Origin of the sequence: Thiomicrorhabdus sp. 6S3-12 (assembly GCF_017571475.1) — a bacterium.
Classification (GTDB): Bacteria; Pseudomonadota; Gammaproteobacteria; order Thiomicrospirales; family Thiomicrospiraceae; genus Thiomicrorhabdus.
The window spans coordinates 148,786-165,975 of the sequence record NZ_JAGETW010000002.1 but is presented as its reverse complement, the minus strand read 5'-3'; the positions used below and the strand labels follow the sequence as shown (position 1 = coordinate 165,975).

The 17,190-nt window shown below is 48.2% G+C and carries 20 protein-coding genes; 12 read left to right on the top strand and 8 right to left on the bottom strand.

Annotated elements, in window-relative coordinates; genetic code table 11:
* The first annotated feature begins 97 nt into the window (after positions 1-97).
* A complete protein-coding gene (gene grxD / locus J3999_RS03785; protein ID WP_208126636.1) occupies positions 98-448 on the top strand; it encodes a Grx4 family monothiol glutaredoxin in 351 nt (116 codons plus the stop codon).
* Between the two features lie 93 nt (positions 449-541).
* On the opposite strand, the gene rnt is transcribed toward grxD, so the two are convergent.
* Both rnt and argA read right to left on the bottom strand, forming a co-directional pair.
* Positions 542-1,189, bottom strand: a complete 648-nt coding sequence (rnt, locus tag J3999_RS03780; protein WP_208126635.1) for a ribonuclease T — start codon at positions 1,187-1,189, stop codon at positions 542-544.
* Between the two features lie 10 nt (positions 1,190-1,199).
* Positions 1,200-2,492 carry an amino-acid N-acetyltransferase gene (argA, locus tag J3999_RS03775; protein WP_208126634.1) on the bottom strand — a complete coding sequence of 431 codons (1,293 nt, stop codon included), beginning with the start codon at positions 2,490-2,492 and terminating at the stop codon, positions 1,200-1,202.
* A gap of 321 nt (positions 2,493-2,813) precedes the next feature.
* Between argA and ilvD the strand changes: the two genes are divergently transcribed.
* Together ilvD and J3999_RS03765 are read left to right on the top strand one after the other, a co-directional pair.
* A complete protein-coding gene (gene ilvD / locus J3999_RS03770; RefSeq protein WP_208126633.1) occupies positions 2,814-4,676 on the top strand; it encodes a dihydroxy-acid dehydratase in 1,863 nt (620 codons plus the stop codon).
* A 17-nt stretch (positions 4,677-4,693) separates the two neighbouring features.
* Positions 4,694-5,095, top strand: coding sequence for a TerB family tellurite resistance protein (locus J3999_RS03765; RefSeq protein WP_173284363.1), 402 nt, complete (start codon positions 4,694-4,696; stop codon positions 5,093-5,095).
* A gap of 160 nt (positions 5,096-5,255) precedes the next feature.
* Here the strand turns inward: J3999_RS03765 and soxA are convergent, their stop codons facing one another.
* The 5 genes from soxA to J3999_RS03740 form a co-directional block, all read right to left on the bottom strand.
* A complete protein-coding gene (soxA, locus tag J3999_RS03760; protein ID WP_173284364.1) occupies positions 5,256-6,086 on the bottom strand; it encodes a sulfur oxidation c-type cytochrome SoxA in 831 nt (276 codons plus the stop codon).
* Between the two features lie 92 nt (positions 6,087-6,178).
* Positions 6,179-6,490, bottom strand: coding sequence for a thiosulfate oxidation carrier complex protein SoxZ (soxZ, locus tag J3999_RS03755; protein WP_208126632.1), 312 nt, complete (start codon positions 6,488-6,490; stop codon positions 6,179-6,181).
* Between the two features lie 55 nt (positions 6,491-6,545).
* The gene (gene soxY, locus J3999_RS03750; protein WP_208126631.1) at positions 6,546-7,016 is read right to left on the bottom strand and encodes a thiosulfate oxidation carrier protein SoxY; all 471 of its coding nucleotides are present in this window, start codon (positions 7,014-7,016) and stop codon (positions 6,546-6,548) included.
* Between the two features lie 41 nt (positions 7,017-7,057).
* Entirely contained in the window at positions 7,058-7,435 is a 378-nt protein-coding gene (gene soxX, locus J3999_RS03745) for a sulfur oxidation c-type cytochrome SoxX (RefSeq protein ID WP_243755291.1), read from the bottom strand.
* 177 nt (positions 7,436-7,612) lie between these two features.
* Complete coding sequence (locus J3999_RS03740) at positions 7,613-9,103, bottom strand: M48 family metalloprotease (RefSeq protein WP_208126630.1); 1,491 nt, start codon at positions 9,101-9,103, stop codon at positions 7,613-7,615.
* Positions 9,104-9,429: 326 nt separating this feature from the next.
* On the opposite strand from J3999_RS03740, the gene J3999_RS03735 reads away from it, so the two are divergent.
* From J3999_RS03735 to rimI, 6 genes are all read left to right on the top strand, one after another.
* Positions 9,430-9,642, top strand: coding sequence for a sulfurtransferase TusA family protein (locus J3999_RS03735; RefSeq protein ID WP_208126629.1), 213 nt, complete (start codon positions 9,430-9,432; stop codon positions 9,640-9,642).
* A gap of 12 nt (positions 9,643-9,654) precedes the next feature.
* Positions 9,655-10,164 carry a DsrE/DsrF/DrsH-like family protein gene (locus J3999_RS03730; RefSeq protein WP_208126628.1) on the top strand — a complete coding sequence of 170 codons (510 nt, stop codon included), beginning with the start codon at positions 9,655-9,657 and terminating at the stop codon, positions 10,162-10,164.
* Positions 10,165-10,313: 149 nt separating this feature from the next.
* Positions 10,314-11,132: a CDP-diacylglycerol--serine O-phosphatidyltransferase gene (gene pssA, locus J3999_RS03725; RefSeq protein WP_208126627.1), complete on the top strand. Its 819-nt coding sequence runs from the start codon at positions 10,314-10,316 to the stop codon at positions 11,130-11,132.
* Positions 11,133-11,152: 20 nt separating this feature from the next.
* Positions 11,153-12,697: a 2-isopropylmalate synthase gene (locus J3999_RS03720; protein WP_208126626.1), complete on the top strand. Its 1,545-nt coding sequence runs from the start codon at positions 11,153-11,155 to the stop codon at positions 12,695-12,697.
* A gap of 26 nt (positions 12,698-12,723) precedes the next feature.
* Positions 12,724-13,326, top strand: coding sequence for a hypothetical protein (locus J3999_RS03715; protein ID WP_208126625.1), 603 nt, complete (start codon positions 12,724-12,726; stop codon positions 13,324-13,326).
* A 39-nt stretch (positions 13,327-13,365) separates the two neighbouring features.
* Positions 13,366-13,863 carry a ribosomal protein S18-alanine N-acetyltransferase gene (gene rimI, locus J3999_RS03710; protein WP_208126624.1) on the top strand — a complete coding sequence of 166 codons (498 nt, stop codon included), beginning with the start codon at positions 13,366-13,368 and terminating at the stop codon, positions 13,861-13,863.
* Between the two features lie 43 nt (positions 13,864-13,906).
* Here the strand turns inward: rimI and J3999_RS03705 are convergent, their stop codons facing one another.
* A complete protein-coding gene (locus J3999_RS03705) occupies positions 13,907-14,713 on the bottom strand; it encodes an inositol monophosphatase family protein (RefSeq protein WP_208126623.1) in 807 nt (268 codons plus the stop codon).
* Between the two features lie 162 nt (positions 14,714-14,875).
* Here J3999_RS03705 and J3999_RS03700 point away from each other — a divergent pair, with 162 nt between their 5' ends.
* The 3 genes from J3999_RS03700 (at position 14,876) to J3999_RS03690 (ending at position 17,170) form a co-directional block, all read left to right on the top strand.
* Positions 14,876-15,643: an RNA methyltransferase gene (locus J3999_RS03700; RefSeq protein WP_208126734.1), complete on the top strand. Its 768-nt coding sequence runs from the start codon at positions 14,876-14,878 to the stop codon at positions 15,641-15,643.
* Positions 15,644-15,662: 19 nt separating this feature from the next.
* A complete protein-coding gene (gene cysE / locus J3999_RS03695) occupies positions 15,663-16,448 on the top strand; it encodes a serine O-acetyltransferase (RefSeq protein ID WP_208126622.1) in 786 nt (261 codons plus the stop codon).
* Positions 16,449-16,738: 290 nt separating this feature from the next.
* Positions 16,739-17,170, top strand: coding sequence for an Rrf2 family transcriptional regulator (locus J3999_RS03690; RefSeq protein ID WP_173284377.1), 432 nt, complete (start codon positions 16,739-16,741; stop codon positions 17,168-17,170).
* The last annotated feature ends 20 nt before the right edge of the window (positions 17,171-17,190 follow it).

Sequence of the window (17,190 nt, the reverse complement as noted above, 5' to 3'; positions counted from 1 at the left end):
AACCGAGTCGTTTACTGGGAATTTTTCTGAATATAAGTACAATGGTCATTCAATTAAAAAATCGTTTATAAAAGTTACAAGCATTAAGGGGGCCCTTATGGAAAACCAGGATCAAGTTGTTAAAGAAACTTTAGATCGAATTCACGACCAGGTCAGCAATAACCCGGTGGTTCTGTATATGAAAGGTACGCCGCAGATGCCTTCTTGCGGTTTCTCAAGCCGTGCGGCTCAGGCGTTGGTGGAAACCGGCGAGAAGTTCGCTTTTGTGAATGTTTTGGCGGACGCGCAGATTTTTGAACATCTTCCGAAATATCAGGATTGGCCGACTTTCCCGCAGCTGTACATCGGCGGAGAGTTGCAGGGTGGTTGCGATATCACGCTTGAACTTGCCGAGTCTGGCGAGCTGAAGAAAATGATGGCGGAAGCCAACGCGAAAGCAAGCGCTTAAGCTCGAAAACAGCCGTAAATAAAAAAGCACCAGAGAGCCTGAACGGTTCCTGGTGCTTTTTTATTGCCTGAAGAAAGCGAAGAAAGTTCGCGGCTATTCGCCAAGCATCGGCATCTGGTTGATAATCTGACAGAAAAGATCGGCGGTTTTTTCCGTGTCATACACCGCGGAGTGCGCCATGGCGTTATCCCATTCGATTCCGGCTTTGACCATTGCTTTGGCCAGTACGGTTTGGCCGAAAGCCAATCCGGCCAGACTGACGGTGTCGAAGGTGCTGAATTTATGGAAAGGGCATTTCACATGGTTGCGTTCCGCCGCGGCCAGTATGAAGTTCAGGTCGAAAAACGCGTTATGTCCGACCAGAATGGCTCTTGTACAGCCGGTCTGCTGGATTTCGCGGTTGATCGGTTCAAACAGTTCCAGCAGCGCCTGTTTTTCGTTAACGGCTCCGCGAAAAGGGTGAAACGGGTCGTCCATGCCGATAAATTTCAGTGCGCTTTCTTCGAGATTAGCGCCTTCGAAAGGCAGAATATTGCGGTCGAAGGTCTCTTTACGCTGGAGCTGGCCGTATTCATCCATCTCCAAGGTGACGACAGCGACTTCGAGAAGGGCGTCGGTCTGAGGGTTGAAGCCCCCGGTTTCAACATCGACCACAACCGGTAAAAAGCCGCGAAAGCGGTCTTTCATTTGTTGGACTTCGTATTCGGTCGAGTTTTCGGCGGCTTGTGTGTTTTGCGTCATGAAGTTGTCTTTAGCTATGCGTTAGCGTTTTAATCAGTACTTTGGAATTTCGCTGGTAATTATATAGCTGCTGCTTCTGCATTGGCAGTTCATTTGGACTTGCCAGATAAAACCCGTGCTCAATAAACCAGTGGTGGGTGTGCGTCGTCAGCAGAAAAAGCTGTTGCAAACGTTTCTGTTTTGCCAGTTGTTCGATCTCTTCAAGCAGCTGTTCGCCCAGTTCCTGACCTTGGTAATCCGGATGCACCGCCAGACAGGCGAGTTCCCCGCTGTCATGATAATCGGCGTAGAGTGCGGCACAACCGATAATGCGCTGGTCACGTTCGATAACGATAAAGTTGTCGATTTCGAGTTCCAGTCGTTCCCGTGAACGCTTGACCAGAATGCCGTTTTGTTCGAGAGGAGCGATAACTTCCAGTATGCCGCCGACATCTTCGATGGTTGCCTGACGGATCTGGTGATAACGGTCGCTGAAAATCATCGTCCCCGAACCGTCTCGAGTGAACAGTTCCAGCAACAGGCTTGAAGGGTCTTCCTGATTTAGCAGGTGAATGCGCTTGACTGCATTGCTCAGTGTTTGCAAACGTTCGAACAGAGGTTGCTGCGACTCTGGCAGTTCGGAGGTTAATTGCGCCAGTTGAACCTGATTTAGAGCGGCAGGAAGATTCTGTAAAAGGTTTTCCGGCTGGAATACCATTAATTTGTCGGCACGCAGTAATTTGGCGACTTCGCAGGCCTGTTCCAGCGTATTGAGGTTGAACACTTCGCCGGTCAGGGAGTAGGCCAGAGGCGTCAGGAGAACGATCTGTTTGCTTTCTAGACACGCCTGTATCGCCTCGTGATTCATTTTGCGCAGCTGACCGGTGTGCTGGTAGTCAATACCGTCGACAACGCCTTTAGGACGGGCGATTACCCAGTTTCCTGAGACTAGACTGATCGGTTTCTGCTGCTGGTTGGAGGCTTGGCAGAAAGCGGCTTCAAGTTGCGAGCGTACCTGGCCGATGGTCTGTTGGAATGTCGGCAGTATTTCCGTCGGCGTGATTCGACACTGGTGATGGTGTTGCCATGCAATTCCCTGCGCTTGTAACGCCTCGTTAATCTGTGGCGTAGCTCCCATCGCCAGAACCAATTTGAGTCCCAGAGAATGGAGCAGGGTAATGTCTCTGCTCAAGGTCTGAATCCGTTCGTCATTCCGCAGAAGCTCTCCCGGAATATAGAGGACACAGGTTTTGCCGCGATGCTGCTCAATATAGTGAGAGGATTGACGCAGGCTTTGGATAAAATCTAATTCAGATTGCTGCATGAATGTGCGAAAATACCAAGATTAATTTTTAAGGGAATTTGCGAAAAAGTTTTTGGTCTTTTGGTTGCCTTACGGTTATCCGGTCGGGGCGACGATTTGCTTATTGGCCTGTAAGGCATCGACTTTACGATGCGTCGTACATGCAGCAGCAACATTTACCACCATGACTGATTCGCTGAAACCTAAGTATAACAGTCAAAAGAGCAAAGTCGAATAGCAAAGGAATCGATTCCGCCGAGCATAATAATCACTGTGCCGGTGACGTATTGAAACCCGTTTGTCGTATCGCGAACCTTTGTTTTGTCAATAAGGAGCCTATCCATGCCTCAATATCGTTCCAAAACCAGTACCCACGGCCGCAATATGGCCGGTGCCCGTGCTTTATGGCGTGCAACGGGGATGCAATCTGAAGATTTCGGTAAGCCGATTATCGCAATTGCCAACTCATTCACCCAGTTCGTTCCAGGGCACGTCCATCTGAAAGATATGGGTCAGCTGGTGGCGCGCGTCATTGAGGAAGCCGGTGGTGTCGCAAAAGAGTTCAACACCATTGCCGTCGATGACGGTATTGCCATGGGGCATGATGGGATGCTGTATTCCCTGCCTTCGCGCGATCTGATCGCCGATTCGGTCGAATATATGTGTAACGCACACTGCGCCGATGCACTGGTCTGTATCTCGAACTGTGACAAAATCACTCCGGGTATGATGATGGCGGCAATGCGTTTGAATATTCCGACGATCTTTGTCACCGGTGGCCCGATGGAATCCGGTAAAACAGTATTGGGCGGTGAAGGCATTAAGCTGGATCTTGTCGATGCGATGGTTATGGCGGCGGATGATCACTGTTCCGACAGCGATGTCGAAGAAGTTGAAATTTCTGCGTGTCCGACCTGCGGTTCCTGTTCAGGGATGTTCACCGCCAACTCGATGAACTGCCTGGCTGAAGCTTTGGGTATTGCTTTACCGGGGAACGGTACGACTCTGGCAACGCACGCTGACCGTAAGCATCTGTTTGAAGAAGCCGGTCGTCGCATTGTAGAGCTGGCAAAACAGTATTATGAAAAAGACGACGCATCAGTATTGCCTCGTTCGATTGCCACTTATGAAGCTTTTGAAAACGCGATGGCGTTGGATGTTGCCATGGGTGGTTCGACGAATACGGTCCTGCATCTGCTTGCAATTGCGCGTGAAGCGGAAGTGCCGTTTACCATGGCGGATATGGATCGCATCTCACGCCAGATTCCTTGTCTGGTTAAGGTCGCGCCGAACTCGAAAATTTTCCATATGGAAGATGTTCACCGTGCCGGTGGTATTATGCGTATCCTTGGTGAGCTGGATCGCGGTGGTCTGATTAATCGCGATGTACATACGGTCCATGCCTCAAGCATGGGCGCGGCAATCGATCTGTGGGATATTCGCCGCACCGATGATGAAGCGATCAATACCTTCTTTAGAGCTGCGCCGGGTAATGTGCGTACAACCGAAGCTTTCAGCCAGAATAAACGCTGGAAGAGCGTAGACAGTGATCCGGTTGAAGGTTGTGTACGCGATCTGGAACATGCTTATACCAAAGAAGGTGGTCTGGCGGTGCTTTACGGCAATATCGCGCAGGACGGCTGTATTGTTAAAACGGCCGGTGTAGATGAGTCGATTTTCAAATTCTCCGGTTCTGCCCGTATTTATGAATCTCAGGATGCGGCGGTAGCCGGTATTCTTGGTGATGAAGTCAAAGCCGGCGAAGTGGTTATTATTCGTTATGAAGGGCCGAAGGGTGGTCCGGGTATGCAGGAAATGCTGTATCCGACCAGCTATCTGAAATCGAAAGGGCTGGGTAAAGAGTGTGCGCTTCTTACCGACGGTCGTTTCTCCGGAGGGACTTCCGGTCTTTCGATCGGTCACGCGTCGCCTGAAGCGGCCGAGGGCGGAAATATCGGTCTGGTCGAAGACGGTGATATGATTGAAATTGATATTCCAAACCGTACAATCAATGTACAGCTGACTGACGAACAGTTGGCGGAGCGCCGTCAGGCAATGGTAGCGAAAGGGAAGGATGCCTGGAAGCCGGTTAAACCGCGCGAGCGTAAAGTCAGTGCCGCTCTTCGCGCTTATGCCGCTATGACGACCAGTGCCGCTTTCGGTGCTGTGCGTAATGTCGATCAGATCGAACACAATAAATTTTAATTTAAGGAGTTGCGCATATGTTTGCCGATCAATTAACCGAAGAACAGCGTCAGGTGGTATTTGACCTTGCGGCTAACTTAGCTGCAGCTGACAATGACGTTTCCGACGAAGAAATTCAGTATCTTAAGGACTTTAGTGTTGCTTATGGTATTGAGTTCGATTTGGATAAGTCTGAACTGGATATCAATGATGCCCTAAGTAAGCTGGATACCAAGAAGGCGCGTGTGATTACGCTACAGGAGCTTATTAAGCTTTCCTATAAAGACGGTCACTTCGGTAAAGAAGAACAGGACAAGGTCTTTCTACTGGCGCAGAAGATGGGGTTGAATAATACCGATCTGCTGATGCGCATCGAGGCTTGGGTTCGTCAAGGTTTCGACTGGGTGTATGAAGGTGAGCAGATGCTTAACGAAGAGTAACTCTCGGCCTTAAAGCAAGACATAAAAAAACCGGCGTATGCCGGTTTTTTTATGTCCTCTTTTTACCTAAAGAGATTAGTAAATAATGATTTTCTGATTTTCTTTAGGCAATAAAAAAGCTCAGTAAAAAACTGAGCTTAAGTTGGAGGATAAATTCAGATTACTGACGGTAACCTGGACCGTTGATCTCCAAACCGTTTGAAATATAGGCTTGGAAGAATTCTAGGTTACGGTACTCTTCACTTTGCGGCTTGAATGGATTAGCACGCATGTTTTGGTGACATCCACCATAACGACGGTGTAGGGTACCTAGTTCCTGCCATTTCGCACGGAAAACCGGGAAGTGGGTAGTGTGACCTAGAGTCGGAGAAAGTAAATCTGCACGTGCATAGCGACCTGCGTTGTATGCGTGACACTTGGCACATGATAGGCCTAGCTGACCAACTGGCTTGATGAACATGTCACGGCCTTTATTGTAGGCTTCGCGAGCGCCATCGCTGTCAATTTTAACGTCAACTTTCTGACCACGTGATTGATACGCGAAATAAGCGCTTAGCTTGGCGATGTCGCCTTTTTTATATTTAAACGGCTTAAGTCCGGCGTCTTCACGACAGATATTGATTGCCCACTCAAGTGTTACCACCTGCTGGGTCTTCTCATCAAAGTAAGGGTAGTGCGGACGAACGTTTGCCGGATCATCACCGAAACATTTTTCGTAAACCGCTTGATCTTGCTGATACAGTTCTTCACCGGCATCAACAGAATCTAAATATGGAGGGAATTCTTCAACTGCTTCCCATTGAGCACGCTTGTCAGCGCTGTAGATATAACCACCGTCTTTGTAATCTTCAAAGGCGATTTTTGGGCTTTTTGACTTGAAAAAATCAACCAGGTTCTGACGATCTTGTTCTGGATCTACTGCAAATGCTGCAGGGCTGGTTGCGATCATTGTCACGCCTAAGGCAAGTGAGCCTAGTAAGGTCTTCTTCATTCCAATCCTCCTATGGAGAGCGTATTATATTTTTTATTATTTTTATAGTGTATGGCATTCACCCGAAAGTGAATGCCACGAATCAAGCTAAATTATTTTAGTTTGATTGAGTCTTCACCAGTTGCACCAGTGTTGTCTTTTAGGCTAACTTTAACTTCATCGCCAGCGTTAGCTTTAACTTTAACAGCCATGTATGGGTTAGCTGAAACTGCACCAGACCATTGAGCGTCAATCGCTTTAGTACCGTTAACAGAAACTTCAACCATGTCGATGTACTTAGCTGGGTATGGTTTACCGGTAGCTTTGTTCATACGAGCACCAGATTCCATAGGGTGCTTGATTAGAGCTTTAATTTCAGCTACGCCACCTTTTGACTTACCACGCATACGGATTTTGATAGACATAATATTTCCTTTTAAAAAGTATGAATCTAAAGTATTAAACGGTTAGGAGTGTGGATTAACCACCACAACCACCGATAGTTACTTTAACTTCTTGTTCTGCTTTAAGAAGCTTACCGCCAGCGTTAACAACAGCAATAACGTTCATTGTTTCACCCATTTTGATACGAGTAGATACATAACCTACTGCACCAGCGCCGAATGTGTATTCACAAACCATTGGCATTGGGTTTTTGCTAGCTAGGATAGCGATAGATTCAACACCATCGATACCAGAAGCATCAACAGTAACTGGAGTAACAGCACCGTTTTCCGCGATAGCTGGCGCTTTTAGTTGTACGTCGCCTGAAGCTGTAGCGTTAGCAGAACCGAAAACTGCGTTTAGAGCGTCATCAGTTGTTTTAGCGCCGAATGCTTTTGCATTCCAGTCAGCAGCTAGAACAGTGCTAGGCGTTAGAAGACCAGCGTTAACAGCTACAGCTGCAGCACCAGTGGCTAGAGTACCTTTAAGGAAAGATCTACGTTTCATAAGGTTTAAAACTCCCGGTTAAGGTTTAATAAAAATTTTTTTTACAGCGTATAGATGTAGTCAACGACTTTACGGATTTCGTCATCGGTAAGAATTCCGTGCAATCCGAATTCAGGCATCATGCTGTTAGGTACTTTCATTGAATCTGAAGTACCCCAAACTTTGTTGTACAACTTTTGCTTGTCAGGGTAACGTAACTTCATCGCAACAAGTGCTGGCCCGATATTACCCGGTTGGGCTCCGTCACCAGCCATATGGCAGGCTAGGCAGTTCCCTTTGGAACGGCTGAAGGCAAGTTTTTTACCTTCTTCAATATCAGAGGCAGCTGGCTTGTCCGCAGCTTGAACGCTAACTGGCGCTGTCATTACGGCACACGAGACGGCGAAAGCAGTCAACAGTTGCTTCATTTTTAAATTCATTATTCTTCTCCTCCAAAAGTGTCTTTCGACGTCCCCATTATATGTTGGGTTTTATATTATTCGAGCGGTTTCGCTCTTAGGGTTGTTAGCTTACTCAGTTACTTTGCAAACGCAAGGATTTTAAATGGGGTTTGCTATAGTATTATTTAATCAACTTGTAATATTTTTTTATGTAATCTACTGAACACTCTCCTTTTGATCGTTTTCCTGTAAATTTTGCGTATATTTTGCATTGAAAAAATCGATTTGCTTATCAATGCCCTCATTTCTTTGATTGTTTATTCTTTTGGCTTCATCAATAAAGTGTCTGGCTCTGGCGTAGTTGCCGACAGAGATCTGTGCGCGTGCCTGGTAGTAATTGGCGAGCGCTTCCTTGTTTTGCTCACGGGCAAACTGCGCCAGATAATTATTTATCTGATACTGGTTATGTCCGTTTTCACTTCCGTTGGCCAGCACCTGCATTGCTTTCTGGTACTCGCCGGTTAATTCCAATAACTGTGCATGCCGAAGCTGAACGGCAAGGTTGTTTGGCCATAACTCTTGCTGATAGCTGATCAGCTTTAAAGCTTCGCTGATCGGCTGCGTCAGGTCGCTGTGGCTTTTACGCTCTTTGAATTGTTTGATGCGTTCAATCAGAAGCGTGCTGTAAAGCGGCTGCATAGTGTTCTCATTGGCTTGTTTGAGAAGACAGTCCAATTGTGTGCGGCTTCTTAGCAGTTGTTTTTCCGTTTGCTTCCGATTGAGCTCCTGCAAATTGCGCAGATAACATTGTTCAGCGGGCGTCAAACCTTTGGTTTCAAGTTTAGAAAAATCCTCTTTTTCGGCGGCGATACGCATTTTTATTAATATCAGATCGTTGCTTTCTGCAGCCGCTTTTAACGGAGGCATTATTTGCGCCCGGTTTTCTGCAGCCGCCAACCGGCTCAAGGTAACAGGGTGCGTTCGCAGAATTTCCGGAACCTGATGGGTGTTAAACTGACCGGATTTAGCCAGTCTGCCGAAAAAATCGCCCATCGCGTGCGGGTCATAACCTGATTCGTGCAGAATCTGGATGCCGACGTTATCTGCTTCCTGTTCATGCTGCCGCGAATTTTTTAGCTGGTCCTGCATATTCATTCCCATGCCGCCCATGAGTGCAGCCATTCCCGCGTTCGGATTGTAAATCCCGACAAGCACCGCAGCCAATAAAGTGGCAAAGCTGGTGATGCTGCCCTGAGTACTGTTGTACTCATAAGTTCGCGAAAGGTGCTGCTGGGTGACGTGAGCAATTTCATGCGCAATCACCGATGCGAGTTCCGATTCGCTGTGAACCGTTTCGATTAACCCTGTATGGACACCGATTACGCCGTTCGGTCCCGCAAAAGCGTTAATCGTGTTATTCCGGATTACATAAAAATCGAAGTTCCGGTTCTGCCCGCTGTTGCCGGCAATCTTATAACCGATCTGGCGGATGTAATTCAGTGTTTCCGGATCCTCTTGCAGATCGAACTGCGTCATAAGGGATTCGGTAAAAGCTCTTCCCAAACGTTCTTCGGTTTTTCGGTCATACTCGACCAGGTCCGGAGCACCCAGGTCAGGTAGGTTGTCCAGCGCAATGGCGCTTGAAGAACTGCTTGCAGTGAATGATCCGATCAAGATAGCCAGTACTGTCTGGCGAAGCCGTTTCATTCTTGTTGCGCTTGTGTAGCCATTTTGTGTGCGTTTTTTTGTCATTTTGTTTTTTTGCATCGCTGCATATGTACCTTGATGTCACCTTGCCACACTATAATAAATGTTCGTGATTTAGCCAATTATCTAATTGGCGGAGTCGGCAATGGAGTTTATCGTGCGAGTTCTCAGCGACGGTCTTTCTCAGACTCGGTTTTAGTCTAGTGGAATTACCAGTCAAGAAAAAAGCCCTAAAATTGGAAAGACTGTGGATAAAAATTGAATGGTGCTTACCATTTTCAGTGAATATTGGATAATAGTCACCTTTAACAGGATTTCTTAAATATATGTATAAACTCGACTGCAGTGCACTGGCTTGTCCAATGCCGATTATTAAGTTAAAGAAAGTCTTGCATGAAAATGCGCAAGAGAATGTGTTTCGAATTCAGCTTAAAGATAAAGGAGGGCTGAAAGATATTCCTGCATTCTGCCGGCAACAGGGGCTGCATTGCTCTTTGTTATCAGAGGAGCCGGTCATTGAATTTGAAATCAGAAGATAAAGGTCTCTAGTGATGGAACGACAGCAACTCAGCATTATTCATACGAAAGGCTCGCTTGACTGGGCGTATCCGACTTTTATTCTCGCCAGTACAGCGGCGGCGATGGATAAACAGGTTGAAGTCTTTTTTACTTTTTACGGTCTGCAGTGTGCGCTTAAGGAAACGCGGCATCTTCGCGTTTCTCCTGTAGGGAATCCCGGGATGAAAATGCATCTGCCGGTCGGGCCGGACTGGCTTAGACAGATTGATATGAATCGTTCGCTTCCGGGATTTTTATGGCAGCTTCCGGGAATGGAGGCGCTGGCAACCTGGGGGTTTAAAAAGCAGTTGCTGGCACACGGCCAAGTTCCCATTGAAGAACTGCGGGCGCTTTGTGTTGAACTGGGTGTGCAAATGACGGCGTGTCAGATGAGTGTTGATCTGATGGGGTTTCGCGAGGAAGAATTTATCGAATCCATGCAATTTGCCGGGGCGGCAACTTACTTTGCCGTTTCGCCGGAGCAGCAGTCGCTCTTTATATAAATAAGAGAGCCGATAAAATGGCCAATTGGCTAAGGAAATTTTCTGTCGGCAAAATTTATCTTGTTAGAATAGCCTGAATTATTATGTTGAGGCGCGAAGCGAGGGTGTCGCTGGGCGCCGGTTTTTCCGCCAGAGGTTTAAAACAGTTTATGAAAAAGCCATTTGAACGCGGCATCTATCTGCTGCCTAATCTTATGACGACCGCAGCACTGTTTGCCGGTTTTTATGCGGTAATCGCCGGTATGCAGGGGAATTTCGAGCAGGGGGCTATTGCGATCTTTATTGCGATGGTTTTTGACGGGCTTGATGGCCGTATTGCCCGGATGACCAATTCCTCAAGTGCTTTTGGCGCAGAGTACGACAGTTTGTCGGATATGGTGTCGTTTGGTTTGGCACCGGCTCTTCTGATGTATCAGTGGGCATTGACGGATTTTGGTAAGCTCGGTTGGCTGGCCGCCTTTATCTATACCGCCGGGGCGGCATTGCGATTGGCACGTTTCAATACTCAAGTCGGAGTGGCGGATAAACGCTATTTTCAAGGTCTGCCAAGCCCGGCCGCAGCGGCTGTGCTTGCCGGACTAGTGTGGATGGTGGAAAACGACCATATGCATGACACCTATATTCCGGTCTTGGCGCTGTTTTTAACAGTTTTTACCGGTTTGATGATGGTCAGTAATTTCCGTTTCCACTCTTTTAAAGAGGTGAATCTGAAAGGCAAGGTTTCTTTCCTGACGCTTCTGGTCGGGGTTTTGGTACTGGTGGTTGTCAGTCTTAAACCCGCGATGATCCTGTTTTCGACGCTCTTCCTGTATGCTTTTTCGGGGCCGATTCTGACTTTGGCTACCTTGCGGGTAAGGCGTGAAGAAAGGCGTCAGCAGCGCGAGGCCGAAGAGTTGTCTAAGGTGTTTTCCGAGTCCGAAGAGGTTGCGGACGAAACAAAATCATCCTCTACTAAAGAATCCAATTAATTGCTTGAATTGAGAAAATTATGAAAGACCATCTAGTTATTTTTGATACGACTCTGCGTGACGGTGAACAGAGTCCCGGCGCTTCCATGACCAAGGAAGAGAAAATTCGTATTGCCAAGCAGTTAGAGAAGTTGCGTGTCGACGTAATCGAGGCCGGTTTTCCCGCTGCCAGTATCGGAGATTTTGAGTCGGTTCAAGCGGTTGCGGCAACGGTTAAAGATTCAACGATTTGCGGTCTGGCGCGTGCGGTGGAAAATGATATTCGTCGTGCCGGAGAGGCGATTAAGCCGGCTAATTCCGGTCGTATTCATACGTTTATCGCGACTTCGCCGATTCATATGGAGAAAAAACTCCGCATGAGTCCGGACGAGGTGGTGGAGCGCGCGGTCTGGGCGGTTAAGCTGGCCCGTCAGTTTACCGATAATGTCGAGTTCTCTCCGGAAGATGCCGGCCGTTCCGATCCGGATTTTCTGTGCCGCGTGATTGAAGCGGTTATCGATGCCGGGGCGGGAACCATTAATATTCCGGACACGGTCGGTTACAACGTACCGGAGCAGTTCGGTTCCTTATTTAACGATCTGCTGACGCGTATTCCGAATTCCGATAAAGCGATTTTCTCGGCGCATTGCCATAATGACTTGGGATTGGCGGTTGCGAATTCGTTGGCAGCGGTGCAGAACGGTGCCCGCCAGGTTGAGTGTACGATCAACGGTCTTGGTGAGCGCGCCGGGAATACTGCGCTGGAAGAAGTGGTAATGGCGATTAAGACCCGTCAGGATGTATTTGACGTTGATACCCGAATTAATACCCAGGAAATTGTTCCGGCGTCGCGTTTGGTCGCGAATATTACCGGTTTTGCCGTGCAGCCGAATAAAGCGATTGTCGGTGCCAATGCCTTTGCTCACGAGTCGGGCATCCATCAGGACGGTGTTCTGAAACATCGCGAAACCTATGAAATTATGCGCGCTCAGGATGTAGGCTGGAGCGACAATAAGATGGTTTTGGGGAAACACTCGGGGCGTAATGCATTCAAGACCCGTTTGCAGGAGTTGGGAATTGAATTTGAAACCGAGCAGGAACTGAACGACGCTTTTGTTCGCTTTAAAGAGCTGGCTGACCGCAAGCATGAAATTTACGACGAAGATCTGCAGTCTCTGGTTACCGATAACAATATTATGCGTGTCGAGAATGAAACTTACCGTCTGGTTTCGTTGAAAGTTTCGACCGAGACGGGAGAGTCTCCGGAAGCGGAAGTAACTTTGTGGATCGAAGGACAGGAGCAGACGGCCAAGGCTCAAGGTGGTGGAGTCGTTGATGCGACCTTTAAAGCGATCGAATCCATGGTGCATTCCGGCGCATCCTTATTGCTGTACTCGGTGAGTAATGTCACCAACGGTACTGACGCTCTGGGCGAGACGGCTGTGCGCATGGAAAAGGCCGGCCGTATCGTCAACGGTCAAGGGGCGGATACTGATATTGTGACCGCTTCGGCTAAGGCCTATGTCAACGCTTTGAATAAGCTTAAGGATGCGCCTGTCAAAGCGCATCCTCAGGCAGATGTGTAATAGATTGTTTTATAGGAAGTCCTGCATTGTCAGTTAAATTTTCGGCAGCGCTTTTCCAACAGCTGGGTGTTGCTCACTGGACGGCAAGAGATTCGGTGTTTCACGCCTCGCCAGAAGTGATGCATGCGATGGGATCGCCGGTGTCCGAAGATCACGAGGGATCCGGTGAATCGGATGTTTCGAACAGTGAAAGTCACCCCGAGCCGAAAATGAATAAAGCCAGTGAGCTCAAAGCTTCTCAAGCTTCGAAGCTCAAAGAGGTTGCCCCTTTGCGTCAGGTGGCTTTGGTCGGTCAAGGATTGCAGTCCCTGTGGCAGGACGAGAGTAAGGCGGAATGGCAGTTGTGGAGTCAGATCATGCTTGCTATGGGGTGGTCCGAAGAGGAAATCCTGTTTGTGGATACTTCGCTTCTGATCAGCGAAGAGCAGGTATATAGTTCGGTCGAGGAAATTATCGATTCTGGTGTGGACTGTCTGCTGAGTATGGATCCTGAACATGTCATTAATGAAGTTTTGAGCGAAGGCAGTGAGGTGCTTCCGGTGCCGGATTTTGACCTGATGCTCAGTGATCCACATGCCAAAAAATCTTTTTATCAGCAGGCTCTGCGGCTAGATGCGCAGCTTCGTTAGCGGAGTGTACTGTGCTCTCTTTCGGATAATTTTCTACTCATGTCCTTGGAAAAAATAAGCTACCTTCGTTCCATGAACGAGACCGATCTTGATGAGGTGTTGCTGATCGAGCAGCAGGCGTACGATTTCCCCTGGAGCAGAAGGGGGTTTGAGAATAGTCTGGATCAGGGGGTGAATTATGTTTTTTGCGATATTGATGGTCGGATTCAGGGATATAGCTGTTTTTTGACGGTACTGGATGAAGCGCATCTGTTAAATTTTTGCATTCGTCCCGAAAGTCAGGGGCGAGGGATGGCTACTCTGGCGTTTTCCAAGCTCCTTGAGCAGTTGCTTGCGGCGGATTTTAATATAGTGTTGTTGGAGGTTCGCGAGTCGAATCAGCGTGCACGGGCTTTGTATCGTAAACTGGGTTTTCGTGAAGACGGTGTTCGCAAGGATTATTATCAGTCTAAAGACTGGGATGATGTTCTTAATGACTATGTTGAAAGCAGAGAAGATGCGGTTCTGATGTCGTTGCCTTTGCAAGAGGGCGACTAAAAGCGTTTTGTTTCCTTTAGTCGCCATTTCTGGTCGCTAAGAATTATCGACGTCGCTCTTTGGAAACGGTTTTGCCGATAACCTGTGCCATCTCTTTGTAGAGTTTCGGGTTGGCTGCCATGATGTTTCCGCTTTCAAGGTAGTCTTCACCACCGTTGAAGTCTGTTACCAGGCCGCCGGCTTCTTTAATCAGCAGGGCTCCGGCAGCGATATCCCAAGGTTTGAGGTTGAATTCCCAGAAACCGTCAACACGACCGCAGGCGACATAAGCCAGATCCAATGCAGCGGAACCTGCGCGGCGAATTCCGGCTGTACTGGTCATGAAAGCTTTGAAGCTTGCCAGATAGTCGTCGATATAGGTGAAATCATGGTACGGAAATCCGGTGGCCAGTAGAGAGTCTGTGAGCGATTTCTGATCGGTGACGCGAATGCGGAATTTATTCAGATAGGCTCCGGCACCGCGTGAGGCGGTAAACAGTTCGTCGGCAACCGGGTCGTAGATGGCGGCATGCGTCAGTTTGCCGTTTTCGCGTACGGCGATTGAAACCGCATACTGTGGGAACTGGTGGAGGAAATTGGTCGTACCGTCCAAAGGGTCAATAATCCACTCGACTTTTGAGGTGTTGTCCCCTTTTTGTCTCCCAGTCTCCTCGGCGAGAACGGCGTGGTTCGGATGGTATTTGCGAATGGTTTTGATGATTGCCTGCTCCGCTTCCAGATCGCATTGGCTGACATAGTCGTTGCGGCCTTTGTGTTCTACGCTGATCTGATCGAAGCGCTCCTGATAATAGCGAATAACTTTACCAGCTGCTTGAGCGGCTTCGGTGGCGATGTTTAGATAAGGGTGCATAAAGATCCTTTTAGGGCTGTGTTTGCTTTAATTGCCGGCCTTTCTGCACTCGGGCTGATATGCTTGCCTGGAAAAGGGTACAATATTTGCCCCAAAATGCCGGCGGCGTTATAGGTGTTGTCAGATGCTGCCGATTATAACCAAATAGCACAGAGAATTGAGATGATTGAAGACTACTGCCTTGATCCGCGTCTAGCGAAAATCCGTATCGTACTGGTTGAAACCTCTCATCCAGGGAATATTGGCGGTGTGGCGCGTGCTATGAAAAATATGGGATTAAGTCAGTTGGTTCTGGTCAATCCCCGCAGCTATCCGTCTCAGGAGGCTTCCTCCAGGGCTTCCAGTGCTACGGATGTATTGACGGCGGCCAAGGTAGTACCGACGCTTGAAGAAGCGTTGCATGGTGTGCAACTGGTTTTTGGTGCCAGTGCCCGTTTACGTAAGGTTTCCTGGCCACAACTGGATGTACGGCAAACCGCGGAGTTGGCCTTAAAAACCGTTCAGGCAGACGGTGCGGCGCCGGTCGCCATTGTTTTCGGTCGCGAGGATTCTGGGTTGAGTAATTCCGAGATGGATTTGTGTAACTATCTGTCTCATATCCCGAGTAACCCGACTTACAGCTCGCTCAATATCAGTGCGGCAGTGCAGGTTTTCTCTTACGAGTGCCTGATGGCGACCGAAATTGAGTCGGTTAAACGTAACGGTTACCGTCACCAATTGGCGACCAATGATCAGTTGGAAGGGTTTTACGATCATTTGTTTGTTGCTTTGCAGGATATCGGTTTTCTCGATCCGGCTAAAAATGCACGTTTTATGCGCCGTATGCGTCGCCTCTTCAACCGCGCCGAGCTGGATGTGAAAGAAGTGGATATTTTACGTGGAATTCTCAGTGCAACCCAACGAAAACTGGGTGATGAGCCCAAGAAGTAAGGGGGAAGGATAAGAAGTCATGTTTAAACGTTTAAAATCGGATATTAACTGCGTTTTCGACCGTGATCCGGCGGCACGTAATACTTTTGAAGTTTTGACTACCTATCCCGGGTTGCATGCGATTCTTTTTTACCGCTTGGCGCATACCTTTTGGGGGTGGCGTTTAAAGTGGTTGGCTCGCTGGCTTTCGGGTTTTGCCCGGTGGTTGACCGGGATCGAAATTCATCCGGCTGCGAAGATCGGTGACCGTTTTTTTATCGATCACGGTATGGGAGTCGTCATCGGGGAAACGGCTGAAATCGGCGATGACTGCACACTTTATCACGGCGTGACTCTCGGCGGAACGTCGTGGCAGCCGGGCAAGCGCCACCCGACTTTGGGGAATGGCGTGGTTGTCGGGGCGGGCGCCAAAGTGCTTGGTCCGATTGTTGTTGGCGATGATGTTCGAATCGGTTCTAATGCGGTAGTGCTCAAGCCGGTCGAAGCCGGACAGACCGTGGTCGGAATTCCGGGGCGCATAGTTAATGCCAAGAGCGAAGATGTGAAAGAACGACGCCAGAAAATGGCGCAGAAGATCGGTTTTGATGCTTACGGCGTCAGTCAGGAGATGTCGGATCCGGTCGAGAAAGCAATCTATAGCCTGTTGGATCATATTCAGGTTCAGGACGAGAAGCTGGAGAAAATGGCGCAAGAGTTAGCTCGTCTCGGCGGTACCGAAATTGATATGGAGTTGCCGAAGCTGGATGATGCGGTGCTGGAGCCGAGCGATCCGGAACAGGCTGCGCACCTGAAGCATAAAGACTAGTCACTTAAATATCTGTTTAATTAAAGCCCCGGCTCTATTTCTGAATGTTTTCAGTGATATAGCCGGGGTTTTTTATTTGTACCTCATAAGATGTAAAGGGTTGGGTGGTACTTGTCTTTTTGGTTTAAGTAAAAATATTGAGGTTGCATTCAGCTAATGGTCGAGGAGATTTTTAGTGGCTGCAAAATAGTTGTATAATTTTCATGGTTATTGTAGGATTTCATTCTCATATTAAAAATATTTTACTCCCGACCAATTGGATCGGCGAGATAGATAAAGGTGCTACAACGATGAAAATTACTTCCAAAGGCCGTTATGCGGTAACGGCAATGATCGACATTGCATTGAATCAGGAAAAGGGCGCAGTAACCCTTTCATTGATCTCAGAACGTCAAGGGATTTCTCTATCCTATCTGGAGCAGCTTTTTGCAAAATTGAAGCGTGCCCAGCTTGTCTCTTCAGCTCGTGGTCCGGGAGGCGGTTACCGCCTGAGCCGTCACGCTCGTGAAATTTCAGTCAGCCAGATTATCCATGCGGTGGATGAGCATGTTGATGCGCGTAAGTGTAAAGGCAAACAGAATTGTCACGATGGCGATATGTGTCTGTCGCACGAATTGTGGACAGAGCTGAGCGAGACCATTGACTCTTTCCTTAAAGGTATTTCCATTCAATCCATCATTGATCAGAAGCAAACCAATATTGCCGAAGTGAAATTTGGTTAACAGCTGTGTTTGCCGTTGAC